The organism is Phocaeicola intestinalis, from assembly GCF_014837065.1.
In the GTDB taxonomy this organism is placed as follows: domain Bacteria; phylum Bacteroidota; class Bacteroidia; order Bacteroidales; family Bacteroidaceae; genus Phocaeicola; species Phocaeicola intestinalis.
Map to the genome: position 1 here is coordinate 49,018 of NZ_JACSPP010000001.1, position 25,039 is coordinate 74,056.

16 protein-coding genes are annotated in these 25,039 nt (G+C 46.6%); 3 read left to right on the forward strand and 13 right to left on the reverse strand.

Features of this window, described 5'->3' with window-relative positions; genetic code table 11:
* Positions 1-6 precede the first annotated feature (6 nt).
* A complete protein-coding gene (locus H9625_RS00215) occupies positions 7-486 on the forward strand; it encodes an S-ribosylhomocysteine lyase (protein WP_087395386.1) in 480 nt (159 codons plus the stop codon).
* Positions 487-580: 94 nt separating this feature from the next.
* On the forward strand, positions 581-766 hold the full coding sequence (locus tag H9625_RS00220) for a hypothetical protein (RefSeq protein ID WP_140406872.1): 186 nt from the start codon (positions 581-583) through the stop codon (positions 764-766).
* Positions 767-790: 24 nt separating this feature from the next.
* On the opposite strand, the gene bla is transcribed toward H9625_RS00220, so the two are convergent.
* The 6 genes from bla to H9625_RS00250 all read right to left on the reverse strand — a co-directional run bounded on the left by bla (position 791) and on the right by H9625_RS00250 (position 10,469).
* Complete coding sequence (gene bla, locus H9625_RS00225; protein ID WP_087207987.1) at positions 791-1,732, reverse strand: class A beta-lactamase, subclass A2; 942 nt, start codon at positions 1,730-1,732, stop codon at positions 791-793.
* 345 nt (positions 1,733-2,077) lie between these two features.
* Positions 2,078-4,369: a hypothetical protein gene (locus tag H9625_RS00230; RefSeq protein ID WP_191762684.1), complete on the reverse strand. Its 2,292-nt coding sequence runs from the start codon at positions 4,367-4,369 to the stop codon at positions 2,078-2,080.
* A gap of 17 nt (positions 4,370-4,386) precedes the next feature.
* Positions 4,387-5,289 (reverse strand): hypothetical protein, encoded by a 903-nt coding sequence (locus tag H9625_RS00235; RefSeq protein WP_191762685.1) that lies wholly within the window; start codon positions 5,287-5,289, stop codon positions 4,387-4,389.
* 39 nt (positions 5,290-5,328) lie between these two features.
* On the reverse strand, positions 5,329-7,548 hold the full coding sequence (locus H9625_RS00240) for a hypothetical protein (RefSeq protein WP_191762686.1): 2,220 nt from the start codon (positions 7,546-7,548) through the stop codon (positions 5,329-5,331).
* A gap of 25 nt (positions 7,549-7,573) precedes the next feature.
* Positions 7,574-9,436: a hypothetical protein gene (locus tag H9625_RS00245; RefSeq protein ID WP_191762687.1), complete on the reverse strand. Its 1,863-nt coding sequence runs from the start codon at positions 9,434-9,436 to the stop codon at positions 7,574-7,576.
* A gap of 352 nt (positions 9,437-9,788) precedes the next feature.
* On the reverse strand, positions 9,789-10,469 hold the full coding sequence (locus H9625_RS00250; RefSeq protein ID WP_191762688.1) for a hypothetical protein: 681 nt from the start codon (positions 10,467-10,469) through the stop codon (positions 9,789-9,791).
* A 241-nt stretch (positions 10,470-10,710) separates the two neighbouring features.
* Between H9625_RS00250 and H9625_RS00255 the strand changes: the two genes are divergently transcribed.
* Positions 10,711-13,053 (forward strand): glycosyl hydrolase 115 family protein, encoded by a 2,343-nt coding sequence (locus H9625_RS00255; protein ID WP_191762689.1) that lies wholly within the window; start codon positions 10,711-10,713, stop codon positions 13,051-13,053.
* Positions 13,054-13,230: 177 nt separating this feature from the next.
* On the opposite strand, the gene H9625_RS00260 is transcribed toward H9625_RS00255, so the two are convergent.
* From H9625_RS00260 to H9625_RS00290, 7 genes are all read right to left on the reverse strand, one after another.
* Positions 13,231-14,403 carry a TlpA disulfide reductase family protein gene (locus H9625_RS00260; RefSeq protein WP_087248379.1) on the reverse strand — a complete coding sequence of 391 codons (1,173 nt, stop codon included), beginning with the start codon at positions 14,401-14,403 and terminating at the stop codon, positions 13,231-13,233.
* 20 nt (positions 14,404-14,423) lie between these two features.
* Complete coding sequence (locus H9625_RS00265; protein ID WP_087248381.1) at positions 14,424-15,842, reverse strand: RagB/SusD family nutrient uptake outer membrane protein; 1,419 nt, start codon at positions 15,840-15,842, stop codon at positions 14,424-14,426.
* Between the two features lie 19 nt (positions 15,843-15,861).
* Positions 15,862-19,110, reverse strand: coding sequence for a SusC/RagA family TonB-linked outer membrane protein (locus tag H9625_RS00270; RefSeq protein ID WP_191762690.1), 3,249 nt, complete (start codon positions 19,108-19,110; stop codon positions 15,862-15,864).
* A 213-nt stretch (positions 19,111-19,323) separates the two neighbouring features.
* Positions 19,324-19,830, reverse strand: coding sequence for a hypothetical protein (locus H9625_RS00275; RefSeq protein WP_191762691.1), 507 nt, complete (start codon positions 19,828-19,830; stop codon positions 19,324-19,326).
* Between the two features lie 428 nt (positions 19,831-20,258).
* Entirely contained in the window at positions 20,259-22,316 is a 2,058-nt protein-coding gene (locus H9625_RS00280) for a rhamnogalacturonan lyase family protein (protein ID WP_087248391.1), read from the reverse strand.
* A 117-nt stretch (positions 22,317-22,433) separates the two neighbouring features.
* On the reverse strand, positions 22,434-23,216 hold the full coding sequence (locus tag H9625_RS00285; RefSeq protein WP_022040368.1) for a hypothetical protein: 783 nt from the start codon (positions 23,214-23,216) through the stop codon (positions 22,434-22,436).
* Positions 23,217-23,313: 97 nt separating this feature from the next.
* Positions 23,314-25,032: a RagB/SusD family nutrient uptake outer membrane protein gene (locus H9625_RS00290; protein WP_191762692.1), complete on the reverse strand. Its 1,719-nt coding sequence runs from the start codon at positions 25,030-25,032 to the stop codon at positions 23,314-23,316.
* Positions 25,033-25,039 lie beyond the last annotated feature (7 nt).

The following is a 25,039-nucleotide window of genomic DNA, read 5'->3' on the forward strand; positions in this document are numbered from 1 at the left end:
ACAGATATGAAAAAGATACCCAGCTTTACCGTAGACCATATCCGCCTGCTGCGTGGCATCTACGTATCACGCAAAGACGCGGTGGGAGACGAAACCGTCACTACATTCGATATCCGCATGAAAGAACCCAACCGCGAGCCGTGCCTCAGCCCTTCGGCTATTCACACGATAGAACATCTTGCCGCCACGTTCCTGCGCAATCATCCCACATGGGCAGACAAGATTATCTATTGGGGACCGATGGGATGCCTTACGGGCAACTATCTGGTTGTGAAAGGCGACCTTCAGTCCACCGATATCGTCGGACTGATGAAAGAGACTTTCCGCTTTATCGCCACTTTCGAAGGTGACGTGCCGGGAGCCAGTCCCAAAGATTGCGGCAACTACCTGATGATGAATCTTCCGATGGCACGATGGGAAGCCCAAAAGTTCCTTGACGAGGTGCTGGAGAAGCTGACGGACGCCAACCTGAATTATCCAGAATAATATTCTCTGAATACAAAGCCCCCGAAAACCGCTTTCTCTTGTGTTTCCGGGGGCTTGTTCTTATTTTGACTTAGAAGCTGTAATTTATCGTGCGATGATTCGAGATGAGTTTTTGAGGCATTTCTGCTTGTGTGATGAGAAGATAGCGGGCTATCTGACGAAGAACAAACGCGAACGCCCATACAGGCTGAGACGAACGGTCCTACCGGGCACGTCAAGCGATTACGTTGCACGACACGTACGCCCGTGTTTGGGAGTGTCGCAAGTCATTGTGCTATAAATGCCCTCGAAAATATTCAAACACTTACGCTAATAACGAATACACGGCTGCTGATATACGTGCCGCAACTTGGGAAGCCTGTGACTCATTGCCCTTAAAATCTTTGATAAATACAGCCAGCGCATAATTTACACCGTTGGGCAAACAAATGTAGGCAACATCATTATGGGCTGCAAGGACTCCGTTTTCGGTATAACCGGAACCGGTCTTATGGGCAATAGATATCCCTTCCTTTCCAAGGAGAGGGGCTGCGATACGGTCTTTCCCGGTAGTACATTCACCCAAAGATTTCATGATGAAGTCTTGCTTCTCACGGCTTACAAGAGCATCCGTAAACAGCCTGTGAATCAGCATCGCCGCTCCAAGCGGAGATGTACAGTTGGCATAGGCTTTCGCATGGTCTGCCGCCATCTCCGATTCTGTATAAGCTATCCGGAAACTCGAACGGGGAATGAGCGTAGCGATAAAGCTATCTGTTTCAGCAACACTTACCAAGCGCTCAAACAGGAGATTGCTCGCGTTATTGTCACTTTGAATGAGCGTATAACGCAACAAATCCCTGACCGGCAAAGTAATCAATGGCTCCCGATGCTCCTTCAGCATGGGACTCCATGTCTTAGGGTCAAGGTCTTCCCGCCGGACAGTCAATGAAGTATCAAGAGACAATCCGTCTTGGTCAAACCGGTTGCAAATAGCCAATGCCTGATGAAGCTTGAACACGCTCATCATCGGATAAATGCTTTTGTTATTGACGGTAACGGTATCGGAGTTGTTGACAATAAGAGCCACCCCGACCTCACCCGGACAGGCTGATACGATTCGAGAAATGCTGTCGGTCAGGACATCAGCCAATGACATGCCAGCACGACCGCTTTTCGCCGGTTTGGAGAAGAATAAAGTCAAACCTGCAACGCAGGCCAAAGCCAAGCACAAAAGAACGATATGTTTTTTCCTGATTGTTGCCATCTTCTATTACAATTAATTAACCGCTTGCAAAGATACATGATTTTACCGAAAAAAGATAAAGCCGGAAGCATTTGAGAATTTTATTTCACTTTACAAGAAAAGCAATATGCACAATGCGGTAAGCTCTAAACTCACGGTTACAAAGATAAGGCTTTTACTTGAAGAAGATACCTGTGCACTTGTACTTCATTATATAAGTTTCCCTTCAGATAACTTCGTCTGGTGTAAGATTAATAATCTTCCGCTTGTAAGATTAATAATCTTGCAGCCTGAAGATTAATAATCTTACACCAGATGAACCTATATGCTCTTACCTAATTTCTTTATCAAAATCAAGTAAGGTATTCAATACACATACTCCACCTCCGACTTGCGAAAACGCAGCACGCGCGTGTCCTTGGCTGCGCCGCCGTTCTTATGCAAATAAAGCGCATCGTTTTTACCGGGAATAAACCAGCCCGAACCTTCGGGCGAATGTACGCCAAAGAGTATATTGTTGTAATGCCCGTTATGAAAGACGCCCTCGCTGTCGTTCCACTGCGACGCCACGCCATACCACGTAACCGGTTCATGCTCGGGGAAATCGGGGCTCCACATCTCGATGAGAATCAGGCTGGGCAAGGCTACATTGCCTACCGTCACATCGTTTCTCCGCTTCTGCAACCGCTTCACCTGGCTGTGCCCTTCCCACGGAGTGCGCAGCGTGTGCGTGCCGTTCCACATCACCCATACATAATCGGTTGCGTCAAAGATGCGGTTGAAATCTTCCATCGACGGAAGTTCGTAACCTTCGGGGGCAAGCGCATCGGCAGGCAGCCGGTTGATATGCACGGACACCTGGTGATTGTAGCCATCCAATGCCGCCGTACCGTTTTTGTCTATTACCTGCAACCCTGTGCCGCTGTCACCTTGATATGCCCATTTCCACAAATCAAAAAACGCTTCGGGCGGGCACGCTCCCAAGTACTCGAAAACGGTCTGGCCTGCGCGGCGCGCCGGATCATCGGACGAAAGCACCTGGTCTTCAAACGAGCGGGAATCACCACGGGCATTGTACTTGCACCACCAGATGCCGTGCATCCACGTCACTGGCAATCCATAGTTGCGGCGAGACACGGTATATTCCTCGCGCTGCGAGCCATCGGCACGGTTGCGGATGACCAGCGTAGCCGACTGCTTGCGCCCGTTTGCCGTAACGTCATTCGGCCGCCAGCCTGCCAGCACCCGATACGCACCTTCTCCGCTTCTTACAGAAACAGGGTCAAGCTTTATCCACGCATCTTCGCCCGCCTCGTATTCCACCGTCAATTCTTTCTCTGCAGGCAACGTAAATACACCCAGCTCATTATCTATATAACGGTCGAAATCGAAGGCATACGTCCCGACGGCATACTGTAATTTTCCCGAAAGCCGGCTGGGGTTCCCGGCAAGCCTCAGCGTGATTACATCTTCAGGATACACGTACTGCATTCCTTTACGGCGAAAGTGAAGAGCGGTTTCGACAGGTGGCTGTTCGGGAGGGAAAAGCGGCTTGCGGATACGGAACCGCTGTCTGCCCTCAAACAGCCCCTGACCGGCAAGCGGCTCCACTTCCAACGATGCCGAAGCATCTACCGGGAGCAATTCCAATTCATCGTCACACGCTACTGCCAGTACCATTTCTACAGGTCCGTATGGCAGATTCACGCCATTTTTCTCCGCAGCGACTTCTACTCCGGCAGGCAATTCTGACGCCGCGGCATCTACTTGCGGAGGGGCAATCAGGTCGGGATATGCTGCCGTACTATCTCCCTCTCCCCAAGCTTCCACCGTCAGTTGTGCATCAACCTGCAGAACGTCTTTCCGCAATACGATGGCATATACCGTATTGCGCCAGATATCTGACGGCAACGGCTGTTCGAAAGCATACACCTTGCCATTTATTTCTGCTTCCAGACTCACCGACAAATCCGGATTAGCCTGTTCGTACACATACAGTATTCCTAACGAATCGCGTGTCAGGGGCGCATCCGGCGTACTGATGATGCAGTCTTCCTTGGCTGTCCCTTCGGGCGAACGCACTGTATCTCCCGGAAAAAGATAAGCCTGCCGTGCCACTTGTTTCACCGCAAAACGCTTCACCGATACCGTCCCTTCCGGTACTTCTATCCGGAAATCGAAACGGGCTACTCCACGCGTTAAAGCCAACGGTATTGAAACAGCCTTTCCCATCTTGCCTGACAAGTCTGCTTTTCCGGTAAAATAATTCGATATCCGGTGCTGGTCAGCTGTCAGTACAGTTTGCAACCAATCTGTTTCTTTTGTCGTTCCTTCTTCACACGCAGGTTCTTCATTTGCTATTACATAAAGTGTACCCGAAAGCCGGTCGAGCGGCAGACGATAATCATCTCCCCCGACCGATAACGGCTCATACACTTTCTGCAAAACGCCTTCTTCGAAACGGTATGCCCTAAGCGATGTTATCTCGTCTTCTCCAGAAAGCGGAGACGGCTTTCCAGCCACCTGAAACGAAGATCTGCTGATACATAGTTCCGCTGTCCCGGAGGAAACAGTTTCCTCCTGTTCCCATCTGTCGGAACAGGAAGAGATAAACAGCAGGCTACAGAGCAAACCGATTGTATATAACCTTGTTTTCATAAACATGCCTTAAACGTTTAAGAAGCATGTTTCGCTTCCAGTTCCGTATCATTGCCTGGCTCCCATTCATCGAAGCTCACATTCAGATTCACACTGATATAGTCTTTACGCACGATAATCTTATTGACTGTATTGCGTATCACAGGTTCCGATAAAACCTTGGTCAGTGTCTTCCGCTCGCCGTCAATCACTGCGGTAACACTTACCTCCAGCCCTTCATTTGCCTGCTCGTACACGTACAATACACCAGGAGTATTTGCCGTAAGCGGCCGGGAGAATACGACCGTTGTATCCTTGCGCTCTACTCCTGTGGGCGAATGGGCATCCGGATTGGCAAACAGATAAACCGAACGTGCCACATTCTTCAATATCAGACTTTCGACAGATGCCGTACCTGCCGTTTGCAGGTCAATGTCAAAGCGTGCCATTCCTCGTTTCATCGACAAGGGTAGCTCGGTCTGCGACTTGTCAAAGCTATCCAGACTCAAACTGCCGCTAAAGAAGTGCACTTCCTTCCCTTCCTTCAAGTTCAGCACGGTCTGTTTCCATTCGTCTTCGGTGATACGCCGGTCGTGCAATGCGTTCAAATCAATCATTCCTTCGGTATTGGCTATCACATACAGCGCCCCTTCATAATCGGTCAACTGTAAATTGAAAGCGGAACCATCGAAAGCCAAGTCGTCATACACCTTAGCCAATGTTCCTCCGATAAACTGACAAGCCTGTATATGCTCTACCTTGTCTTCACCGTCTACAGTGTCAGCCAGCTGGTCATAACCTGCTACTCTGGCTTTGACAACAGGCCTTACAGCCGTTTCTTCATTACCGGGATGCTCAGAATCGGCACAAGCCATTGTTCCGAACATACCAAACAATAAACTTCCCATCCATACTGTTTTCGCGTTTGTCATTTTTCTCATACACTTTTTGTTTTTGATAATCATTTGTTCAACATTCATTTATTCATATATATATTCCACCGGTTTCTTTATGCAACGTATCGTACGTGTTTTTGTATTGTTCTGCGGCACATACTTCAACCAGTTCTCACCCGGTTTTTCTGTATGCGCATATCCTTCCATTACCCACGTGTTCGAAGAATGCCCATGCGTGGCAAGCAACAACGACATCCGGGCAATGCTTCCAGGAGTGGTGTTCCATTGATGTCCCAACCCACAAAGTACCCAGCGGGCACCTTCGTACTGAAACTCATAAAAGGCAATTACTCCATACAGATGCCCTTCGAACGATACTTCCCGTTCGGTTATCGTGACCGTCAGCTCCTGCCCTGCCGCGTTCCGGTACGTATGCGTTCCCTGTCCGCCCAAATTGAAATCCGTATTCCGGGTAAAAAAGGCATAATCATCGTAATCAGGTATCTGATATCCTTCAGGAGCCATTTCTTCGGAAGATAACAGACCGAAATTTTCAGCAGAGTTTCGCATACCTTCATAATAAAAAGCCGTTTCGTTGTGCTTCAACGGATATCCGTCGGGATAACCTGCCTGATACTGATATCCCAGCAAATGCAACAGTTCGTTTTCGTCGCACGTGCTCAAATAAGTTGCCAAGTCTATTTCCTTTGCCGGATCTGTACCGGCCAATATCTGGTCGCTGAATGTTTTCACATTTCCGCGCAAATTGTATTTACACCACCACGTACCGTTGATGTTCACCACCGGAAGCCCCCAGTTTCGCCGGCGTATCACATATACTTCCCGGTTCTTTCCATCTGCATCAGATATGACCAACCTGCCTTCCTGCACACGTCCGTCCGCCTGAGGGTCGTTCGGTTTCCATCCGCCTACGATGCGGTAAGTTTCTCCGTCGGGCGTCAGCTTTATCCAACGGGAAGTGCCAGAATCAAACTCCATACCGGCTATCTTGCCGGCAGGAAGAGTCAAACGCCCCAATTCACCCTCAACATAACGGTCGAAATCGCATATCCCTTGCTCGTTCAGCTTGATTTGTCCTTCCAGTCGGATGGGACTGGGTTCGACCACCAAAACGACTCTGCCCGCATACACGTTTTGCCGATATACCTCCAAGTATATATATTCCTCTTTTGTTCCGGGCATCCGCATACTGGTCGAAACAGATATGTCGGCTATTGGTTGCAGCCCCCTGCCTGCCACCCGTTGTACAACAACCCCGTCTACCTGCCCTTCTATTTCTACATCCGCCCCGGATTCTCCCAGCAATACCAGATGTGAATCGGAACGTGTATAAGGAATGAATACCGTATCTCTCGAAAGGTTGACACGGACACCTTCCGACAAGCGGGAAGCATCCACATCGACCAGCCCATTCAATTGAAGGCCGGACTCTGTCTCACCACCAGCTTGCCAATTGTCTTCGGTCACCGATACCGACAGGTTTCCCCCTCTTCCATAAACCGAGAGTGTATAAACCACATTGCGCCGGATTGCGGCAGGCAAAGAAGTTTCCAACCGATGCTGCGCTCCATCAAACGAAGCCAGTATTTCCACCTGCAACTTGTTATTTGTCTGTTCGGGCAAATAAAACAAGCATTCACTACCATTCTCAAAAGCTACATATTCTTTCCGAAAATCATACGTAGAGGCACCATCTGGTGTTTCTACCGATTCCTGACCATTCAAATAACCTTGCCGGTAAATATGGGAAACCGTAACACGGTGTACCTTTACTCCTTTATCAAAAGAAGAAAGGTCTATCCGCGACACGCTACGCCTCAGCGATACTTCGCTTTTCCCCGACGAAACCCCGTTCGGGTCCATCCATCCGCTCATTGCCAGACCACCTTCTTCGGATGCCAATTCATCTTTATCGGCACTTAGTTTCAGAAACTCTGATTTGGTTGTTACATCAGGCAACACCTCCTGCAAATTCCTTACCTTTCCGGCATTGGCAAGCAGGCAGATTTCTCCTTCCGCCCTTTGGGGATGAAAGATATAGCTGCCGTCTTCTCCCACACGGAATGAAGTAATGATTTCTTTCAGCACCTCCCCTTCAAACCGATATCCTTGTATCGTCAGGATACGTGCATCCTGCTCTATCCCATTCCCTTCCAAATCATCCACCGACACACGGGCAATGATTTCTCCTTCCGACACCGAAGGGACCGACATCGTTTCCCGGGTACATCCTGCAAGCAACAGGCCTCCCAATGCATATAATATGATTCTCTTTTTCTTCATAACTCCTTACATTTTAAACTACTCATTATTTATAAAGAGCCGGACTCTGTTTGCTTTTCAGATAATCAGGCGAATCAATAGGCATCAAATACAAATGGTCTACATAAAACTGATTCATCAGCTCCTGTGCCCACGGCCCGTAAGTAAACGCACTATCGTGGCTATACCCCATAACGTGCCCCAGTTCGTGAAACATCACCTCGCAGGCATACGTATCGGTATAATGGCTGAGCCAAGCACCCTGATACGCCCCAAACACATCGCCTCCGCCCAACCCGAGCACTCCATTTCCCGTATAGACCAATCCTACCCGCAATGAACGAGGCTGGCGCATCTGTTTCAATACGGTTTCAGCACTTACCTTGTCGGTTACTCCTCCATTTCCGTAAAGACGGTCCTCGTTGGCACGCAAGATATCCTCGTGTTCTTGCATATCAATCATATAGGTGAAATTAAGGAAAAACGCCACCACTTCACGGCAATGCACCGGACGGATTCCCATCCAGTTTCCTGCCGGTCCGCCATTAGGCTGGTCGGGATCACCTCCATACAGGTTGAAAGTCACCTTCCAACCGTGACGGATAGCTTGCAGCTTTTCCCAATAAGCATCGCCCGAAATCACTTCGTAACTGGCATCAAGGGCAGCCGTCAACGGTTGCGGAGGCACTTTTATCCATTTCCCCGAAACGGTACGATACATACATTCTGAAGTGAAAAGCGGAATCTGACCGTAAAAATCGGCAAAAGCCGGTACCGTATCAAAGTAAGCCAAGTCAATGTATTCATCGCTCACCGAAGGAAAACGGACACGCACCAGCACATCACTCAAATCACGCGGTGAATAAAAGCGCATGTGCAAACGCCCGTCATCGGTTATCTCTACCTGTAAAGGCTGAGAAGTGTCAAACGAACGCTGGCGGGTATCCGTATAGATTTCTTTCCGCTCTTCATCTTGCAAGATTTTCGCGTGCCCGCCTTCTTCATACGCCATTGGAGTAACAAACATCACTCCTGCCTTATCATCGGGATGTACAACCGGAGTATGCACCCGATAAATACGGTTTGAAACCAACGAATCGACGGTAAAATCATACGTCCGCTCTATCTGATTTTTCCGATAATCGCGTGTCAATACCGTGACCGTTCCCTGCAGAGGCACTTCACCGGAAGCTGGAGGCAAGCAAAAAGAAGCTACCGAATCCAGCGGCCAGACCGCAGGCTGCATATCCACCTCGTCCGAAAGCGAACCGTCGCCCGAAAGAGTCGTATAAAAAGACACTGCATCCCATACCACTTCCTTGTGTACGACCGCGGTACGCACGTAAGGATTGCGAAAAGCAAACGAAAAGTCCACCCTGCCGGCTATCCGCCGTTGCACAATCTGCCCGGGTGCCGAAACAATAATCTCGGCTCCGTCTACCCCCGGTTTCCGGGAAACAGAAAAAGAAGTACGTGAATAGAAATAATCCGCTTCCAGCGGTTTCGACAATTGAGCAGGAAATATCAGCCAAGGCTCGGATACATTATTCAGTTCGCGGATAGAAACCCCATCTTGGCCGGCATCCCCCCGGATACCCAATACCAGCAAGGTATAATCTCCTTCCTGCAAACCTTCAAGGTGTATTTCTGAAGCTGCATAATCATAAAATCCTTTCAGGTTGGTCACTACACGCCCTGCCTCGTCCGCTACATAAAAAACAACACGGTCGTATGTCCTGCCCTTGCTTGTAACAAGGCGTGACGGAACATCTTCACCTTCATAATCGGCACATTGCAAGACAAAGACTGCCTTGCTTCCCTCCCCTCCTGGAGGTTTCATCCATTCTTCCCGGCTACAAGCCGTCAGCATCAGACTGCATAAGAACGTAATCCAAAAACTTTTTTTCATCTTGTCAGTTGGTTGATTAAATAAATAGTCAATCAATTACAAACGGCCGGAACTCTTTTCCGGCACCAGCAATACAACAACCGATAACCGCTTTTTGTTCAGACGGGACAAAAAAAACAATGTCATCACTTTGCTTTTTCAACAATTTATGAACACCCCTTCTATTTAACATGTCTGCAAAACGAAGATATATTCATAAGCAATTTCAGATAACTGCTACAGCCTACGAAGATAACTGCAACGGCAAAGTAAGTATATATTCATTTTGCGCATCCTTATTGGACTAATCTAAAGAACATCCATACCATAATCTACCATACAGAGATGCAAGCCTGTCTAATGTATATAAACTTCAGAAACGGATACCTATTCCAATCGAAACCATATGCGACAATCTGTGCTTCTTTGCCTCGAAACACCTGCCTTCCCATACCAAATTACGGAAAGAAGCATAAGGATCAAAATCGGAACACGTATAAGCCAGCAAAAAAACCAGATGTTCATCAACTTCCAAAGTCAGTGCTGTACGTATATGCCAAAACACTTTACGTGCCCCTCTATTTTTTATCGATTCCTGATGAATGGCAGTCCAAGCTCCAGCTTGATTAGGATAATAATCAATGACTACCCTTCGATCTGCAACAAAAGGAACGGTAGCACCAGGCGATACCGTAAGATAAAGTGCATACTCTTTATCACTGCCCAAAAGCACAGGAGGTGTAAACAGGCTGAGAGAAGAGCGAAAGGCAAATATTTCTCCGATGCTTTCCACATCTTCCACACTCCATCGCAAACGGTTATCAGACGTAACCCCGTTGAATGAATAATCTGCGACAAATGGCCTACTATAAAATATACCCACCGACACCCCCGCATAACAAACAGGACGGAATGTGACGGATGGTTCCACACTCCAGCATCCGTAATTGTCAAACGATGCATACAAATCGCATCCCCAAACCTGTTGTTTCTCTTCCTGTGCCCTGACATGCAAACAAGATATAAGACATAAGCCAAACAAAAATCGTCTCATAATACAGTAAAAAATAGCAAAATAACATACTTATCATAGAAGCAATTCATCCTATAAACAACATAACACTCATTCCTGTTTTTTGTTCATACCGCATTATCCTCAACAAGTTCCCGAAAAAACGTGCTGCAATAAAGACCAAACATCAATAATGCACAAATTCCCAGTAAAAAGACACAATAATCCATGTACGGATATTGGAAAATGCCTTTCCTTTGCAGAAAACATCAATAAAGAAATTATGGGAAAACTATGGTTAACTGTTGTGTGCTGTTGGCTTGCCTCTTGCGCTTTGGGAGCAACAGACTTTGTATGGAAAACAGGTAGCACGATGAATGTGGCTTGTGCATCAGGTGAAGAACCCGTAGTGCAGGTTGCATTGGACTTACTGAAACGGGATTGCGAAGCCGTACTTTCGCAACCCTTCTCGGTTATGGAAACCGAAGGGGATATCTATATAGGAACGCAAGGAAAGAGTACACTTCTGGAAAAAGTGGCAAAAAGAGAAGGGATAGACCTTTCTTGCCTGAACGGACATCCGGAGGCTTTTTTCATTAAAGTATTAAAAAACGGAAAACTACTGGTAGCTGGTAGTGACAAACGAGGTACAGCATATGGCATCTTAGAACTCTCACGTATGCTGGGCGTATCGCCTTGGGAATGGTGGGCAGACGCTACACCGGAGAAAAAAACGGAATGGCGCATCGAAGCAGGCTTCTGCAAGCTGGACTATCCGACGGTACCCTACCGGGGCATCTTCATCAACGATGAAGACTGGGGACTGATGCCTTGGAGCTACACCAACCACGAACCTTCGAATATAAAGGGACAAATCGGTCCGAAAACCCATGCACGCATTTTCGAACTGCTCTTACGCCTGCGTGCCAATACCTTTTGGCCGGCAATGCACGAATGTTCGGTACCTTTCTTCTTTACCGAAGGCAACAAAGAAATAGCAGACCGTTACGCCATCTACCTCGGCACTTCACATTGCGAACCAATGATGCGCAATACCAACGGTGAATGGCGACGCGTGGGCAAAGGCGACTACAATTACCTGACCAATCGCGAAAACGTGCTAGCCTTTTGGGAAGAACGGGTAAAATTGCTCCGCCAATCAGATGACATCTATACGTTAGGCATGCGTGGCATACACGATAGCGGAATGTTAGGTGCCAAGACCGTAGACGAACAGAAGCGGGCACTGACCGACATATTGAAAGACCAGCGGGCACTGCTGGCGAAATACAAAGGCGATGTAACCCGCGTGCCACAAGTATTGATACCGTATAAAGAAGTACTCGATGTGTACAATGCAGGGCTGGAAGTACCCGAAGACGTGACTCTGATGTGGTGCGATGACAATTACGGATATATCACCCATTTCCCTACCGCAGAAGAAGCGGCACGCCCGGGCGGCAACGGTATCTATTACCACATATCTTACTGGGGGCGCCCACACGACTATTTGTGGCTATCCACCCTCAGCCCATATCTCATCTACCAACAGATGAAGACCGCCTACGACCGCGGCATCCGTAAGATGTGGATTCTAAATGTAGGAGATATCAAACCTGCCGAATATCAGATAGAATTGTTTATGGACATGGCTTGGAATATAAACCAGATAGAACAGGAAGGAGTAACCCGACATCTGCAAAACTTTCTTGCCCGCGAGTTCGGTACGCAGGCATCCGCCTACCTGCTTCCGATGATGCAAGAGCACTATCGCCTTGCCCATATCCGCAAGCCGGAATTCATGGGAGGCACACGCACTGAGGAGAAAGACCCACAGTACAAAATAGTAAGTGATCTGCCGTGGAGCGAATCGTTTATCCACACACGGCTTGCCGCCTATCAGGAACTGGAAGACAAAGTTGCTATATGGGGCAGACTCATGCCTGAAACCAAACAGGCTACGTATTACCAGCTAGTACAATACCCCATTCAGGGAGCTTCCCAAATGAACAAGAAATGCCTCTATGCCCAACTGGCACGTCACGGCAAAGCAGACTGGAAGCAAAGCACAGCAGCATTCGACAGCATCGTTTCCCTTACCCGCCACTACAATACGCCGAAGTGGAAAGGCATTATGGACTACAAGCCGCGCAACTTAGCGGTATTTCTGCCCATTCCCGAAACGCATACTGCGGAATCACTGAAGCCCGACCGCCCGTACCTTTATAAATGGAACGCACTGGAAGCCGCTGAAGGTAATCCCGTGATGTGGGAACACTTGGGCTACGAGGGCAAAGCAGCAGGCATCCGCCAAGGTGAGGCTGTATCCTTCAGCTTCGAGAATTGCCGTGCCGATTCAGTAGAGGTGGAACTCCGCTTCCTGCCCACTCATCCCATCAATGGAAAAGACCTGCGCATCCGGGTAGAAGTAGACGGTCAGCCGTCGGACATCATTTCGTACCGCACGTATGGAAGAAGCGAAGAATGGAAGCAAAACATCCTTTCCAACCAAGCTGTGCGACGCATCACTTTTCCTCTCGGCAAATCCACTTCACACCGATTGACGGTACATGCGATAGACGAAGGCATACTGCTGGATCAGGTTTATCTTTATGCTAAACAGTAGCCAGAAACTTATACCATACAAGTTGATGAAAGCGTAAGCCATATTACACATCCTCACGCAGATATATGCATGCATTATCTCAACTTACCAGAGGCTGTATATAAAACAATCACGGAAATGCATCTGAAAAAATCCATTGCATTTCCGTAACTGCATATTGACATAATGAATTCAAAGTCAATCGAATAAATCAGCCAGTTTTTCTGCCAACGCTTCTCCTCTCAGATTATCACCGACCATCCGACCTTCGGCATCTATCAGATACATGGTCGGAACAGCTCTTACCTTGTAAAGCTTTGCCACTCCGGTTTCATCCAAGAAGTTAGGCCATTTCAACTGTTCTTCTTTTACAGCTTTTTCCCAATCGGTTTTTTTCTTATCAATGGAAATACTAATTACCTCAAAACCTTCAGAAGCGTACTGTGCATAAAGTTTTTTGATATTAGGAATTTCCTTGCGGCACGGTTTACACCACGATGCCCAAAAGTCAATCAGGATGTATTTCTTTCCTTGGCAGAGTTCTTGGAGAGTGATTTCTTTTCCCGATGCATCTTTTACCATAAATTCAGGCATCTTATCACCAATTTTACCAGTCGGGTAAAGTTCGTCTTTCACCAGTTTTCCATAATAAGAGGCTTGTGCGGCAGGTGAGAGTTCTTCGTACCACGAGCGCATGCCTTCGTTCATGTAAGAAGTGAGCGAAATCATCAGCAACGGTCCCCAGTAAGTGTCCTTGTTTTCCATTACCGTTTGGCGATAAACAGAATCTACGGTCTGGAAGAAACGCATTTCATCTTCTGCCATTTGCTTACCGGCCTCGCTTGCACGCAACTCTGCCACTTTTGCCTGGTCTTTTGCCTGATAGGCTTCTTGTATAGCATCGAGGAGAGCTTTATGTTCTTGCTGGTTGGCATTGAATAGAGAATCCATACGACCGCGTACCGCCATCAGCGAATCGTAACGGGCTGTCAGGGGAGACCCACTTACAGATAACTTGTCGAGACTATACGAGGGAGTTCCATTCACATCTTCCGATACAACCGCACCTTTGATTTCGATAGCTGTATTTTCCAGCATCAGGCGGCGCGAGCCGTAGGCGTCTTTTACGGTAAGTAATACGGCGCGGGGTTCTTCCATTTTCCCGATAAAGGTGAATTTGCCTCCGATTGCCAGAGTGTCGGCTATCGGGTCACTTTCTTCGTGACATACTGGCATGAGTTGCACGTAGGCACTGTCTGGAAGTCCTTCAATCGTTCCACTTATCAGATAACCGTCTTTAGGGGCTTGGGATGTACAAGCTGCCGTAAGGGTTCCCAGCAGCAAGATTTGCATTAAGTTTGTTACTTTCATACTTGTTGTTTTATGTATTTTTATTTAGACACGTTTTGTTGAATGCTTCCGTTTCCGGGATTGTTAATAGCACCTGCCGGGAAAGGCATTGTCCACAGATGAGAATCCGGACGAAGCGTATAAGTTTCACCTTCGTAGGTTTTCGTCATGGTGCGTGCATACGTACCTTCTTGGTTGAAGCGGCGTGCATCGGCAAAGGGTACAATGGAGAATATCAGTTCATTGTCTTTGGTACGGCGAATCAGTTCGATAGCTTCGGTTAATGTCGAGGCAGTCAGCGGCTGGTATACTTCGGGACGGATACGGGTTTGGCGCACAGCGTTCAGGGTGTTCATCGCTTCTGTGAAATCTCCTCCTTGTGCCAGACGTGCCTGGCATTCTGCCTTGATAAGATAAACTTCTGTAGTGGTCAGTCCTCCCCAGTTGAAATAACCGTTTCCTACTCCACGGTAGTACGTGTCTTGGTTTTGCGAATAAAGTTTCCAACGGGATAAGAAACGTGCATCTCCCTCTTCAAAACGTTCGGCACGCTCTACCGGTATATTGAGTTCATTGGTCGTGTAGTTTGGCGAACCGTTTCCGCAACGGAAATAATAGTTCTCCACATACGAGTAATCGGTAGGTGTGGGTAGTCCGGTATAGTCTTCCGGATTCTCAATCGTGGAACGATGTTCATCGTAATAAGCGTTCCAGTCGTAAAGCTGGTCATTTTGTCCAAGAGCTAAGTTGGCATAGCTTAATGCTTCGCTGTAATTCTGCATCTGCAAATATACACGTGCCAGCAGGGCGTATGCGGCGCCCAGATTGGGATGAAGCACGGTCATCGATTGTTCGGGCAATCCACCGTCAATTGCTTCCTGCACTCCTTGGATGATGAAGTCGTATATAGCTTGTATGGTCACTTGCTGCGAAGGAGCATTGATATTGGCACTTGTGATGAGGGGTACGCTCAGCTTTTCGCCGGCGGTTGCCGCATCATACGTATCGGCATAATAGTTTGCCAATACGAAATAACAAAGGGAACGGATAACTTTGGCATAAGCGATGACTTCGGCACGTTCGGCATCAGTGGCTTCGGTGGCAGAAGGCACGTTTTCTACAATCAGGTTGCACGAAGAGATAGCAGCATAAAGCTGATAATATGTACTTTCATCGGCATTGTTCAACAAGATACGATCAGCAGTCTCATCCCACATATAGTTAGCACGGGTCAGGGTGGGACTATTCAGGTTAGAGACCGTTACGTAATAGTCATTCAGCAAATAAAGGGCATTGCTGATGGAAGTCTGTCCGATAGCATACTCATCACGCAACAGAGCTTCATAATCGGCAAGAGTAGACGGAATTTTATTGCCTTTTGGCACAATATCCAGATAATCGTTGCAGGAGCTGAAAACCAGCCCGCATACAAGCATATAGATGTAAATGACGTGTTTCATAAATCTGTAATCATTTTAGTTAAAAGTTCAGGTAAATACCACAGAGGTAATTCGGCTTGGCATAGCCACCCAGCAAGTATTTGGCATCATCACTTTTGGCTACGGTAAACGCGTTTTCCATACCTATCATGATGCGTGCGTTCTTCACATACAATTTGTCGCATACACTGCTTGGCAGACGATAAGTCAGCGAAAGGTTCTTCATCCTCCAATTGCTGGCATCAATAACGTTAACCGAAGAACGGGCGTACATATTATAGTAATTGTAATTGTAAAGAGTACTTTCCGAAGAGATATAACGTGGCACATCCGTATGTGCTTCGTCACCGGGTTGTTGCCAGCGGTCAGCAATGCGCTTGCTTACGGGACCCATACCGGAGAGATAAGCCACATTGGTATTGCGCATCTTATGTCCTCCCTCGAAAAGGAACTGTGCAGCCAATTCCCAGTTGCGCCAACGCAATGTAGTATTGATAGCACCACTGTAAACAGGTACTGTGGTTCCCAAATAAATGAGATCTTCTATTTCAGTCGGTTCCATATCAGTAAACAGGTTTCCCTCTGCATCATATACTTGCGGAGTACCGGTAGCGCTCAATCCCGCCCATTGATATCCATAAATGGCATTGTAAGGATTCCCCACACGCGGATAAGCAGAAGGATAATCAATAACCAAGTAAGAAACAGGTGCTTCTACGTTGACGTATGTCACTTTATTCTTGTTGTATCCCAATACGCCGCCGATGTCCCATGTCCAATCTCGCGTGCTGATAGCGGTGCCTGAAAGCGAAAGTTCGAATCCTTGGTTGGTCATCTTACCGTTGTTAATGGTATAGGTGCTATACCCCCAACCTTCGGTAGGCACACCGTTTGTATTGGCAAGCAAATCGGAACCTTTCTTATTGTAATATTCGATAGAACCGTTCAGACGGTTTTTCAAAAGAGAAAAATCAATACCGATATTGGTAGTGGTTGTTTTTTCCCAACGCAAATCAGGATTAGGGCGACTTTGTATGGTTCCGGAAATTCCGCCCACATGCATATTATTGTTATAATAAGCAGTCATATAAGGAGCCGAATCTTTGGCGATATTACCCCCGATACCATAACTGAAGCGTAATTTAAGCATGTTTATCCAATCAATATCGTGCATGAATTTCTCACGGTTGACATTCCACGCCGCACCGACTGACCAGATGGGACGCTTTTGATATTTCGAACCAGTTGCAAACAGATTTGTTTTATCCCAACGGATGCTGCCGGTCACGGTATATTTTCCGTCGTACGTATATGCCGCATTACCATAAAATGACACATAACGGTTGGTCAGTTCATTGATGTATGCTACATTCCCAGTTCCGAAACTGCCCCATCCCCAAATGCTTCCCATGGTGCTGAGCGCAGCTTGGTCGATGAGTGAATACGTCAGCAGGTCGGGGTCGTAATTATATAAGGTACGGTTGTCGAAGTTATTCTTGTTTTCGCGCGTCTCGGTTCCGAAAAGTGCCGTTACCTCATGTATGCCGCCGAATGTCTTGTCGAAATCCAGCTGCTGGCGGAAGTTATAGGCATGGGTTACATTTCCCGAGGTAAAGAAGATATTGCCGTAAGGGATATTGAACGTAGCCGTACCATCACCGTTTGCCGATGCGTATGTATTAATGGTGTTGCGCACGCTGTATGATTCCTTGTTCTGGAGTTGTTCGGTCGTATAATTCGCATATTCATATTGGAACGAAGCCGTATATTTCAGCCAGTCGGTAAACTTAAAACTCAGGCGAGCGAAAGTACGATTGCTGAAATTACGATGGTCTGTCAGATTCATTCCAGTTTCGTCCAATGGCGTAATATCAAGGTTGTACAGCCCGTTGGAAACCAGCGTACTCATTTGTGATGCGTTGTAACGGTCTTCTTGCCGGTTGGTATACCGCGTGCCGTCATCGTTCATCAATCCGTCGTAAGGCATGAACGTATAGCCGGGCGAGAAGAGGTCGTAACTCTGGGTAGTCCCGCTTCCGTAGTTCAGGTAAGTGCCCACTTCCAAGGTCAGCCATTTAGTGATTTGGGTCGAATTTTGCAGGTTGATGCCAATGGAGCGGTTATCCGAAAACTTGTCGCTCATCTGTTGTCCCTGATAGCTGACCGAGGCATTGAAGGTGTTCCGCTCGCTTCCTTTACCGATACTCAGGTTGTATTGTTGCGTAAAAGGATTGCGCATGCCGTAGCGTTCTATATCATCGTAATAACGATAACCGCGCGATGCCAGTGATGTCAGGCGCGCGTTCATATCGGCTTCGGACAGTGTTCCGGCATAATACCCTAACAGGGCGCGGATTCCTTGCGATGTGTAGGTATTGTCATCCAACAGGCTTTGCGCATAAGCAGAAGCCCCTTCTCCCTGCAAATTAGGATTCTGTGCTGCCCATTCTCTTTCCAGTCCTATCATAGTGGCAGCATCAGCAAGATACTTGTCGGCATAGGTAGAATAAGGCTGTACGGTAAGTGTGGCAGAGAATGAAATGTTGAGCTGGTCTTTCTTGGCACGCTTGGTAGTAATAACCACAACGCCGTTTGCCGCACGTGCTCCGTAAATGGAAGTGGCGGCTGCATCCTTCAGTACGGTAATACTTTCAATGTCTTCAGGATTCATGTCGGGCACGCTTTCTATCCAGTTGCCGTAACCATCATTGGTAGTCTTCTCTACAGGGAAACCATCGATGACATACAAAGGAGTAGTCAGTCCGTTCATGGAAGTGACTCCACGGATTTGCCCGTCGCTGAATCCGGCCACCCGTCCTTCCAGCATCGAACTGATGTCCGGTATGCGTTGGGTTTCCAGCTGATCGGCATTTACTTTCGAGAAAGCTCCTGTTGCCCGCTCCTTCGAAATGGTCTGATAACCCGTCACTACCACTTCGTCCAGCAGTTCGGTAGCAGGCTGGAGGTGAATGGCATAATCAACTGCTGCCGTCAGGCGAACCCGCTGGGTTTCGTAGCCTACAAAGGAAACCTCGATTTCTTGTGTTGATTTGGGAAGTGTCAGACTGAAATGACCGTTCATGTCTGTGATGATGCCGGCAATGGAATTGCCTTCTGCCTCAACTACCTGTTTAACGTATGCCGCAGGAAGCGGTTCGTTATTTTCATCGGTCACGATACCGTGAATGGTACGGTTATACGCACCTTGTGCCATTCCTTCAAGAGTGAGCAGCCAAATAGCTGCCAAAGTCAGGAAGAAACGGTAGCGATAAAATGTCGTTCGTCTCATACTTTCTTGTATTGTTTAAAGGTGTTTCATTCGCTAAAATTGTTGCAATATTACAAAATTGTTTTAATATATGAAAGCAAATCCTATAAATATTGTAACGGAATGCCACTAGAGTATCTAGAGTATCTAGAATACGTCAACCGGATATTTCTTGAATCTCCCTTTAAACATTACCAACCATCCAGTGGTTCGGCATGAAACGAATATTTCCCACTATTTCCGATAAAGAGCATGAATCAGGGAAAGCACCCATAACAATATGCCGGGTTTGTAATGCCACAATCCTATGGAAGAGCCTGGTCCTTCCACATAAGCTACCAGCAAGATGCCCGTAACTGCCACAATCAAAAAGGCTATGGACAGGAAAAAGGTTATCAGGCGTTTGCACGTAACTCTCTTTGAAACAAGAGTTTTATACCAATGCTTATGCCGCCTCACATGAGCCATTACCGATAAGAGCCAGATGAAAGATGCCACCACATGGGCTACTCCCCAATTGTGCCACGTTTCATGACTGGTACCATGCCCGGCAATGTGCAGCCCGATGCCCGTAACGGCAGATGCCACGAATGCTAATGGCAACAACCGCTCTATGCGGAATGCCATCCCCATATTCATCGTACAAGAAACCGATGCATCCGGTTTGAAGAAAACACCTTGAAGACAGGTCTTTATACATTTATTACATCCGATACAGGCGTCTGCGTTTTCGAATATCACATGCCTGTGCCCTAAGAAACCCTTACTGTCCAACTCTTCAGATGCACATCAATTCCTACATAAATATTTTGTCCTTCAAAATTTAATGTGTTACTTTGTTTACGCATAAAGTCATGGGGGTATTAAGTTATTTCTTTCATTTACAAATTTAATAATTCTCTTGGCTTTATGCTATTTTGCTAGCACATTACAAACATAGGAACTAATATTCTATCAGGTTCTTATACTTTATGCAGCATCAGAAATGTGCTGCGGCAGACACACATATAGAGCCATCCGCTGTAAGATTAATAATCTTCAGGCTGCAAGATTATTAATCTTACAAGCGGAAGATTATTAATCTTACACCAGACGAAGTTATCTGCGCTGGGAGAAGAAGATAATAACAACCTTTTAAGAAACTATTTTGAATTTCTCCAAAAAGCTTCTTAGTCTTTGTCGGCTCCCAGATAAAAGCCTATATTCGTCTGCTGATTATATCCCATATTCTGCATTGTTTGCGACATGTCATAAGTATGGTCATTGGTTAATGCAGTAAAACGGTAACTTGTCGGATAATTGGTAGAAAAAATACGGATTGAAGAATTGTCTTCTGAAGGCAAAATCACTTCTTCACGCCAGTCACCTACCATATCCCCATAATAACAGGGATTATATTTTGTTCCATGATTCCCTTGATTTGTTCCATATCCCGTATTGAAATTGACAAGCCGGTTTTTGTTGGTCATCGGATTTGCTTTTGCGCTTACAATTAAAGCCCGGTCGTACAATTCACGGGTAAGTTCTCCACTCCACCATATTGCTACATTATACATGGAACCTCCGCCAATGCCTGTAGGAATAGACACACCTTCAAGAGGAACATTACCCGAACTTGCACAATTATAAACGCCGGTATTCAAGCTGGACCAATATTCAAAGTTTGGACTATCCGGATCAATATCTGCCACAATGGAACGTCCAACATCGCCGCTGGGACCAGCTCCATGCCCTGAAATCAGATTGCCATTACGTGCATCCAGTATCTGACAACCATATCCCAATCCTTGATTGCTATAAGTATCTTCCTCTTCAAAAGATGCTTGTACCTGTAATCCCTGACGGTCTTTGATAAATTTGCCGACACTCAGAATATCGCCATGTCCGTTGCCTGTACACCATAATTCACCTCCATCGTCATCTATGGCTGCCGAACCGTAAAGTATTTCGTCTTTTCCGTCTTCATCCAAATCGGCTACACGGAAAGCATGCGCCCCCATTGCCAACCATTTTTCCGCATGTCCATCAGCTGTATCAAATTGCCAGCGAGCAACCAATTCATTATCTTTAAAATCTAAAGCCCATACCTGCCAGTTCAGGTAAATACCTCTTGTAATGATTAAGGAAGGATTGCTTGTACGCGTTCCTGTTGTCTCGTCAGGTATTCCATCCAGATAAGCGGCTCCAATAAAGAAACGGTCCATCCGATTGCCGTAGTCATCTCCCCAGTATTCTTGCCAATATTGGGCACGGGAAGCTTTCGAACCTGTTCCACCGCGAGGAATATTATCCGTACGGCAAATTTCGCGACCGTCATATCCGCGACATAAAGAAATATATTCGGGTCCTTCGAGGATAAGTCCTAAAAGTGTCGGCAAGGCACTGCCTGAATACCAACCGACTTCATCATAGTGGATACGGTAATCATGTACCGTTCCATCTTCATTGGTTATTGTCTTTCCATCCCCGAAAGTTGTTCCCTCTGATGAACGAAAAGCAATTTCACACAATCCGTCGCCATCAAAATCATATAAAATAAATGAAGTATAATGAGAACCTGAGCGTATGTTAATACCTAAATCGATACGCCACAAAAAAGTTCCGTCCAACTTATATGCTTCCAGCAAAGTTGTTCCCCCATACCAGCCTCCTTGGTTGGCACCATCATACGGTTCACGTTTTATCACGATTTCCGGCCATCCGTCACCGTCAAGTTCACCGACTTGTACATCATCGGGTTGATAATCTACTGAGGCATTCGGAACATTCATATCCAATTTGATTTCACGATAAAACGTCTGAGCCATTTGGGAAGTGAAAGTAGTTTCACATAAAGTTTCGTCCTCTCCGGTAAGAGTCACGCGATAATGGTTTTCCTTTGTCGGGTCAACATCTTCATCAATCCAGCATGAAGAGTCGGTTATAGGTTCGCTGTTCAGCTTCTCTTCTGCATTATTTGCAGTTGATTTATATATATCAAAAGCTGTACCTGCAGGATCTGTAGGAAGCATACGCCAACTCACTAAAGCACCATGTATACCGGTCGTTGAGTTGGCATCTTCGTCAGGAGCAGGATCATAGCTGACCCACATCAGTCTGTCGCCAGTAATTATATCAGTAGGAAGAGAAGGAAGTTCTGTCACAGAATTGTCTAGGGGTAAATTGTCCGAACAAGCAAAAACAGTTCCAAGGCAAGCCAGTCCAATCAAGTAATTGAGTTTATTCATGTTATAAGGTTTAGTAGGTTTGTGAGTAAAAAAATGCGCCCGAAGCTTCACACAATCACTTGCTCCTGCCTCGCGCGACTTTGAAAATTAATCTAACTTTTGTATCCATAAACCCGGTTATGGAAGCATGAAATCTTCCAGTGCGGTTTTATATTCAAGTGTAACGGTGCCTGTCTGTGTACGCACATTCAGACAGACATCGATGGTATCGTCATCTGTCAGTCCTGTCTGGATAAAACGGGAATAGACTTCATCGGGCATACGCAGGCTGATAAGCGATGAGGTTGTATTCCATGCATTGGGTGCATTGTTATCAAAATACAGATTGAATGTAGCTTTTTTTCCTGTTGTGTCTATATCACGGTTGCCATCATAATAAAGCAGGAAAGAAACCGCACTATAAGGGTCAAAATAGAAGGTAGGAACTACATTCATGTAACCGTTTTGTATATAATACTGTCCTTCGGTCTGGTTGACGCTTTGCACAGCCTTATTCTTAAGAGCAATAGAATCTTGCCCGAATATCTGGTAGTCTTCGCTCAACGTATCGACACAGGATATGTAGGTAGGAATCTCTGCAGCCTCACTCAATACAATGTCATACGTGTGTCCGGATTCCAAATCCGATACATTCGTAAGGCTTTCATCTGATGTATCAAAACTGACTACAGCCCGTCTGACTTCTTTCAGCCACGAGATTTGTGACAAATTGGAAGGAACCAATACCGCATCAAAGTCAGTATACAGCCGATAGCCTTCCAGTTCGTTACCACTTACCGTTACAGCCATGTTGTTGAAAGTAACACTTTGCCGGTTGTCATCGTTGTCCAGACACGATACAAGCGTCACAACAGACAGGCACACAACAGACAAACGAAAAATGTTGAATAATCTGTTCATTTTATGTAGATAAATTAATAGCATGTACCGCAGAGGCATATTGCCTGAAAGTCAATATCTTTCTTGTCAGGTATATGCTCCTGCGGTATTTCTGTTTTTACCAACCTTCGTTTTGGGTCAGGTTAGGATTCTTCATGATTTCAGTCTGCGGAATGGGGAAGAAATACATTTTATCATCCCAAGTACGGCTCACTTCATTACGCGTGTAAGTGATGGTTCCGTCCGCATTCTGGGTAAGCTTCATTTCAGTAATGCTCTTCAGCTTATCCCCTTCTTTCCAACGGCGCAGGTCATAGAAACGATGTCCTTCGAAAGCCAGTTCTACCATACGTTCGTTCTGATATTTTTCCCAGAAAGCATCGTTGCTCATGCCGGTAGGAAATTCCGGCATATTGACATCCGAACGCGTACGGGTAACACTTGCTGCTTCACGTGCCGACATCGGGAACTCAGCCGAAGTTGCATCGGCAGAGCCCAAATAACGGAATACCGCTTCGGCATAGTTCAGGTAAAACTCACCCAGACGGAACGTAATCCACGTATGACGCGAACTTTTAACCGTACTGTTTGCACGTAAGTCGACTGCCGGGTCAAGATACTTCTTCAAGTAATAGCCTGTAGGAGTAGCTCCTGAAATAGGTTCGCCATTAGTACCACCGTAGAAAGTCTGTATCGGTGCCGTATTATAAGAGGGCCATCCTGTATCGCCGTTCTTTACCACGGTCATGGCAAAACGCGGGTCACGTCCTTCGTATGGGTTTTCCGGATCATATCCGCTGCCGGCTTCATTGATACCTAAACCAGTTGCCTGCATTTCGTACGCATCTACCAGATTTTGTGAAGGACAGTTGCCCGAACCTCCACCAGTAATACCAATAGGATAATTGTATTCTTCAAGCACGCTGGAAGCACCGGAAGCATCCTTCGAGTTGACATAGCGGCGCATGAAAATCATTTCACTATTCTGCCAGTTGATCGTCCCCCACAAGGCGGCATATGTACCTAATTCGAAATCTCCTGCCACACAAGCGTCAATCAGTTCCTTGTTTGCCTGTGCAGCTTTATGCCACAATTCCTGGTCGTTGCTTTCATTGAATAAAGGACTTGCCGCATAAAGAGCTGCACGTGCCTTCAGTGCCAATGCCGCATAACTGGTCAAACGGCCACTTTCTGCTGGAGAAATACCCAACAAGCCCAAGTCGGTATAATCTTCAGGCAATAAAGTCGCAAGTTCGGTACATTCTTCTTCGATAAAGCTGAACACTTCCTGTGCCGGTGTACGGGTCAAGCTGTTCACATTGTCTACTGTCACCATTTCGGTAAAGAAAGGAACGGCACCGTAGCAACGGATCAGATTGAAGTAGAAGTAAGCCCGTAACAACCGTACTTCATAGAATGAATTGTTATAACGGAACATACGCGCTTCATAATCATCATTTTGTTTGAGTTCGTCAAATGTCAATCCCTGAAATTCCTGCAGGTATTGATTACATTCTTGAATGGCACGATAGCTTGTAGTCCATGTGTTCGAAAGTGGGTTGGAAGGACTCCAAGAACCATTGGTAAAGTCACACACATCGCCACTGGTATAGGCATACTCGGCTTCATCACATGCCGAAGCCAGCATACCGCCTCCATACACTTGTCCGAAATCGTAGTCAAGCTCATTATAAATATTGGTCACCAAGCCAATCACTTCATCATAGCTTTGTGCCAAATAGTCTTTTTCGTAATTGGCGTATTCGTGGTAGTCCATGTTACAAGCACTCAGCAATGCCACACACGCTGCGCCTCCTATGATATTTTTGATTCTCATATTTTTT

Excerpts from the sequence above, each read along its gene's own strand:
- H9625_RS00245 (WP_191762687.1), bottom strand. The coding sequence starts at position 9,436 with ATGAAAAAAAGTTTTTGGATTACGTTCTTATGCAGTCTGATGCTGACG.
- H9625_RS00290 (WP_191762692.1), bottom strand. The coding sequence starts at position 25,032 with ATGAGAATCAAAAATATCATAGGAGGCGCAGCGTGTGTGGCATTGCTG.
- H9625_RS00280 (WP_087248391.1), bottom strand. The coding sequence starts at position 22,316 with ATGAATAAACTCAATTACTTGATTGGACTGGCTTGCCTTGGAACTGTT.
- H9625_RS00255 (WP_191762689.1), top strand. The coding sequence starts at position 10,711 with ATGGGAAAACTATGGTTAACTGTTGTGTGCTGTTGGCTTGCCTCTTGC.
- bla (WP_087207987.1), bottom strand. The coding sequence starts at position 1,732 with ATGGCAACAATCAGGAAAAAACATATCGTTCTTTTGTGCTTGGCTTTG.
- H9625_RS00240 (WP_191762686.1), bottom strand. The coding sequence starts at position 7,548 with ATGAAGAAAAAGAGAATCATATTATATGCATTGGGAGGCCTGTTGCTT.
- H9625_RS00265 (WP_087248381.1), bottom strand. The coding sequence starts at position 15,842 with ATGAAACACGTCATTTACATCTATATGCTTGTATGCGGGCTGGTTTTC.
- H9625_RS00235 (WP_191762685.1), bottom strand. The coding sequence starts at position 5,289 with ATGAGAAAAATGACAAACGCGAAAACAGTATGGATGGGAAGTTTATTG.
- H9625_RS00270 (WP_191762690.1), bottom strand. The coding sequence starts at position 19,110 with ATGAGACGAACGACATTTTATCGCTACCGTTTCTTCCTGACTTTGGCA.
- H9625_RS00230 (WP_191762684.1), bottom strand. The coding sequence starts at position 4,369 with ATGAAAACAAGGTTATATACAATCGGTTTGCTCTGTAGCCTGCTGTTT.
- H9625_RS00220 (WP_140406872.1), top strand. The coding sequence starts at position 581 with ATGATTCGAGATGAGTTTTTGAGGCATTTCTGCTTGTGTGATGAGAAG.
- H9625_RS00250 (WP_191762688.1), bottom strand. The coding sequence starts at position 10,469 with ATGAGACGATTTTTGTTTGGCTTATGTCTTATATCTTGTTTGCATGTC.
- H9625_RS00260 (WP_087248379.1), bottom strand. The coding sequence starts at position 14,403 with ATGAAAGTAACAAACTTAATGCAAATCTTGCTGCTGGGAACCCTTACG.
- H9625_RS00215 (WP_087395386.1), top strand. The coding sequence starts at position 7 with ATGAAAAAGATACCCAGCTTTACCGTAGACCATATCCGCCTGCTGCGT.
- H9625_RS00285 (WP_022040368.1), bottom strand. The coding sequence starts at position 23,216 with ATGAACAGATTATTCAACATTTTTCGTTTGTCTGTTGTGTGCCTGTCT.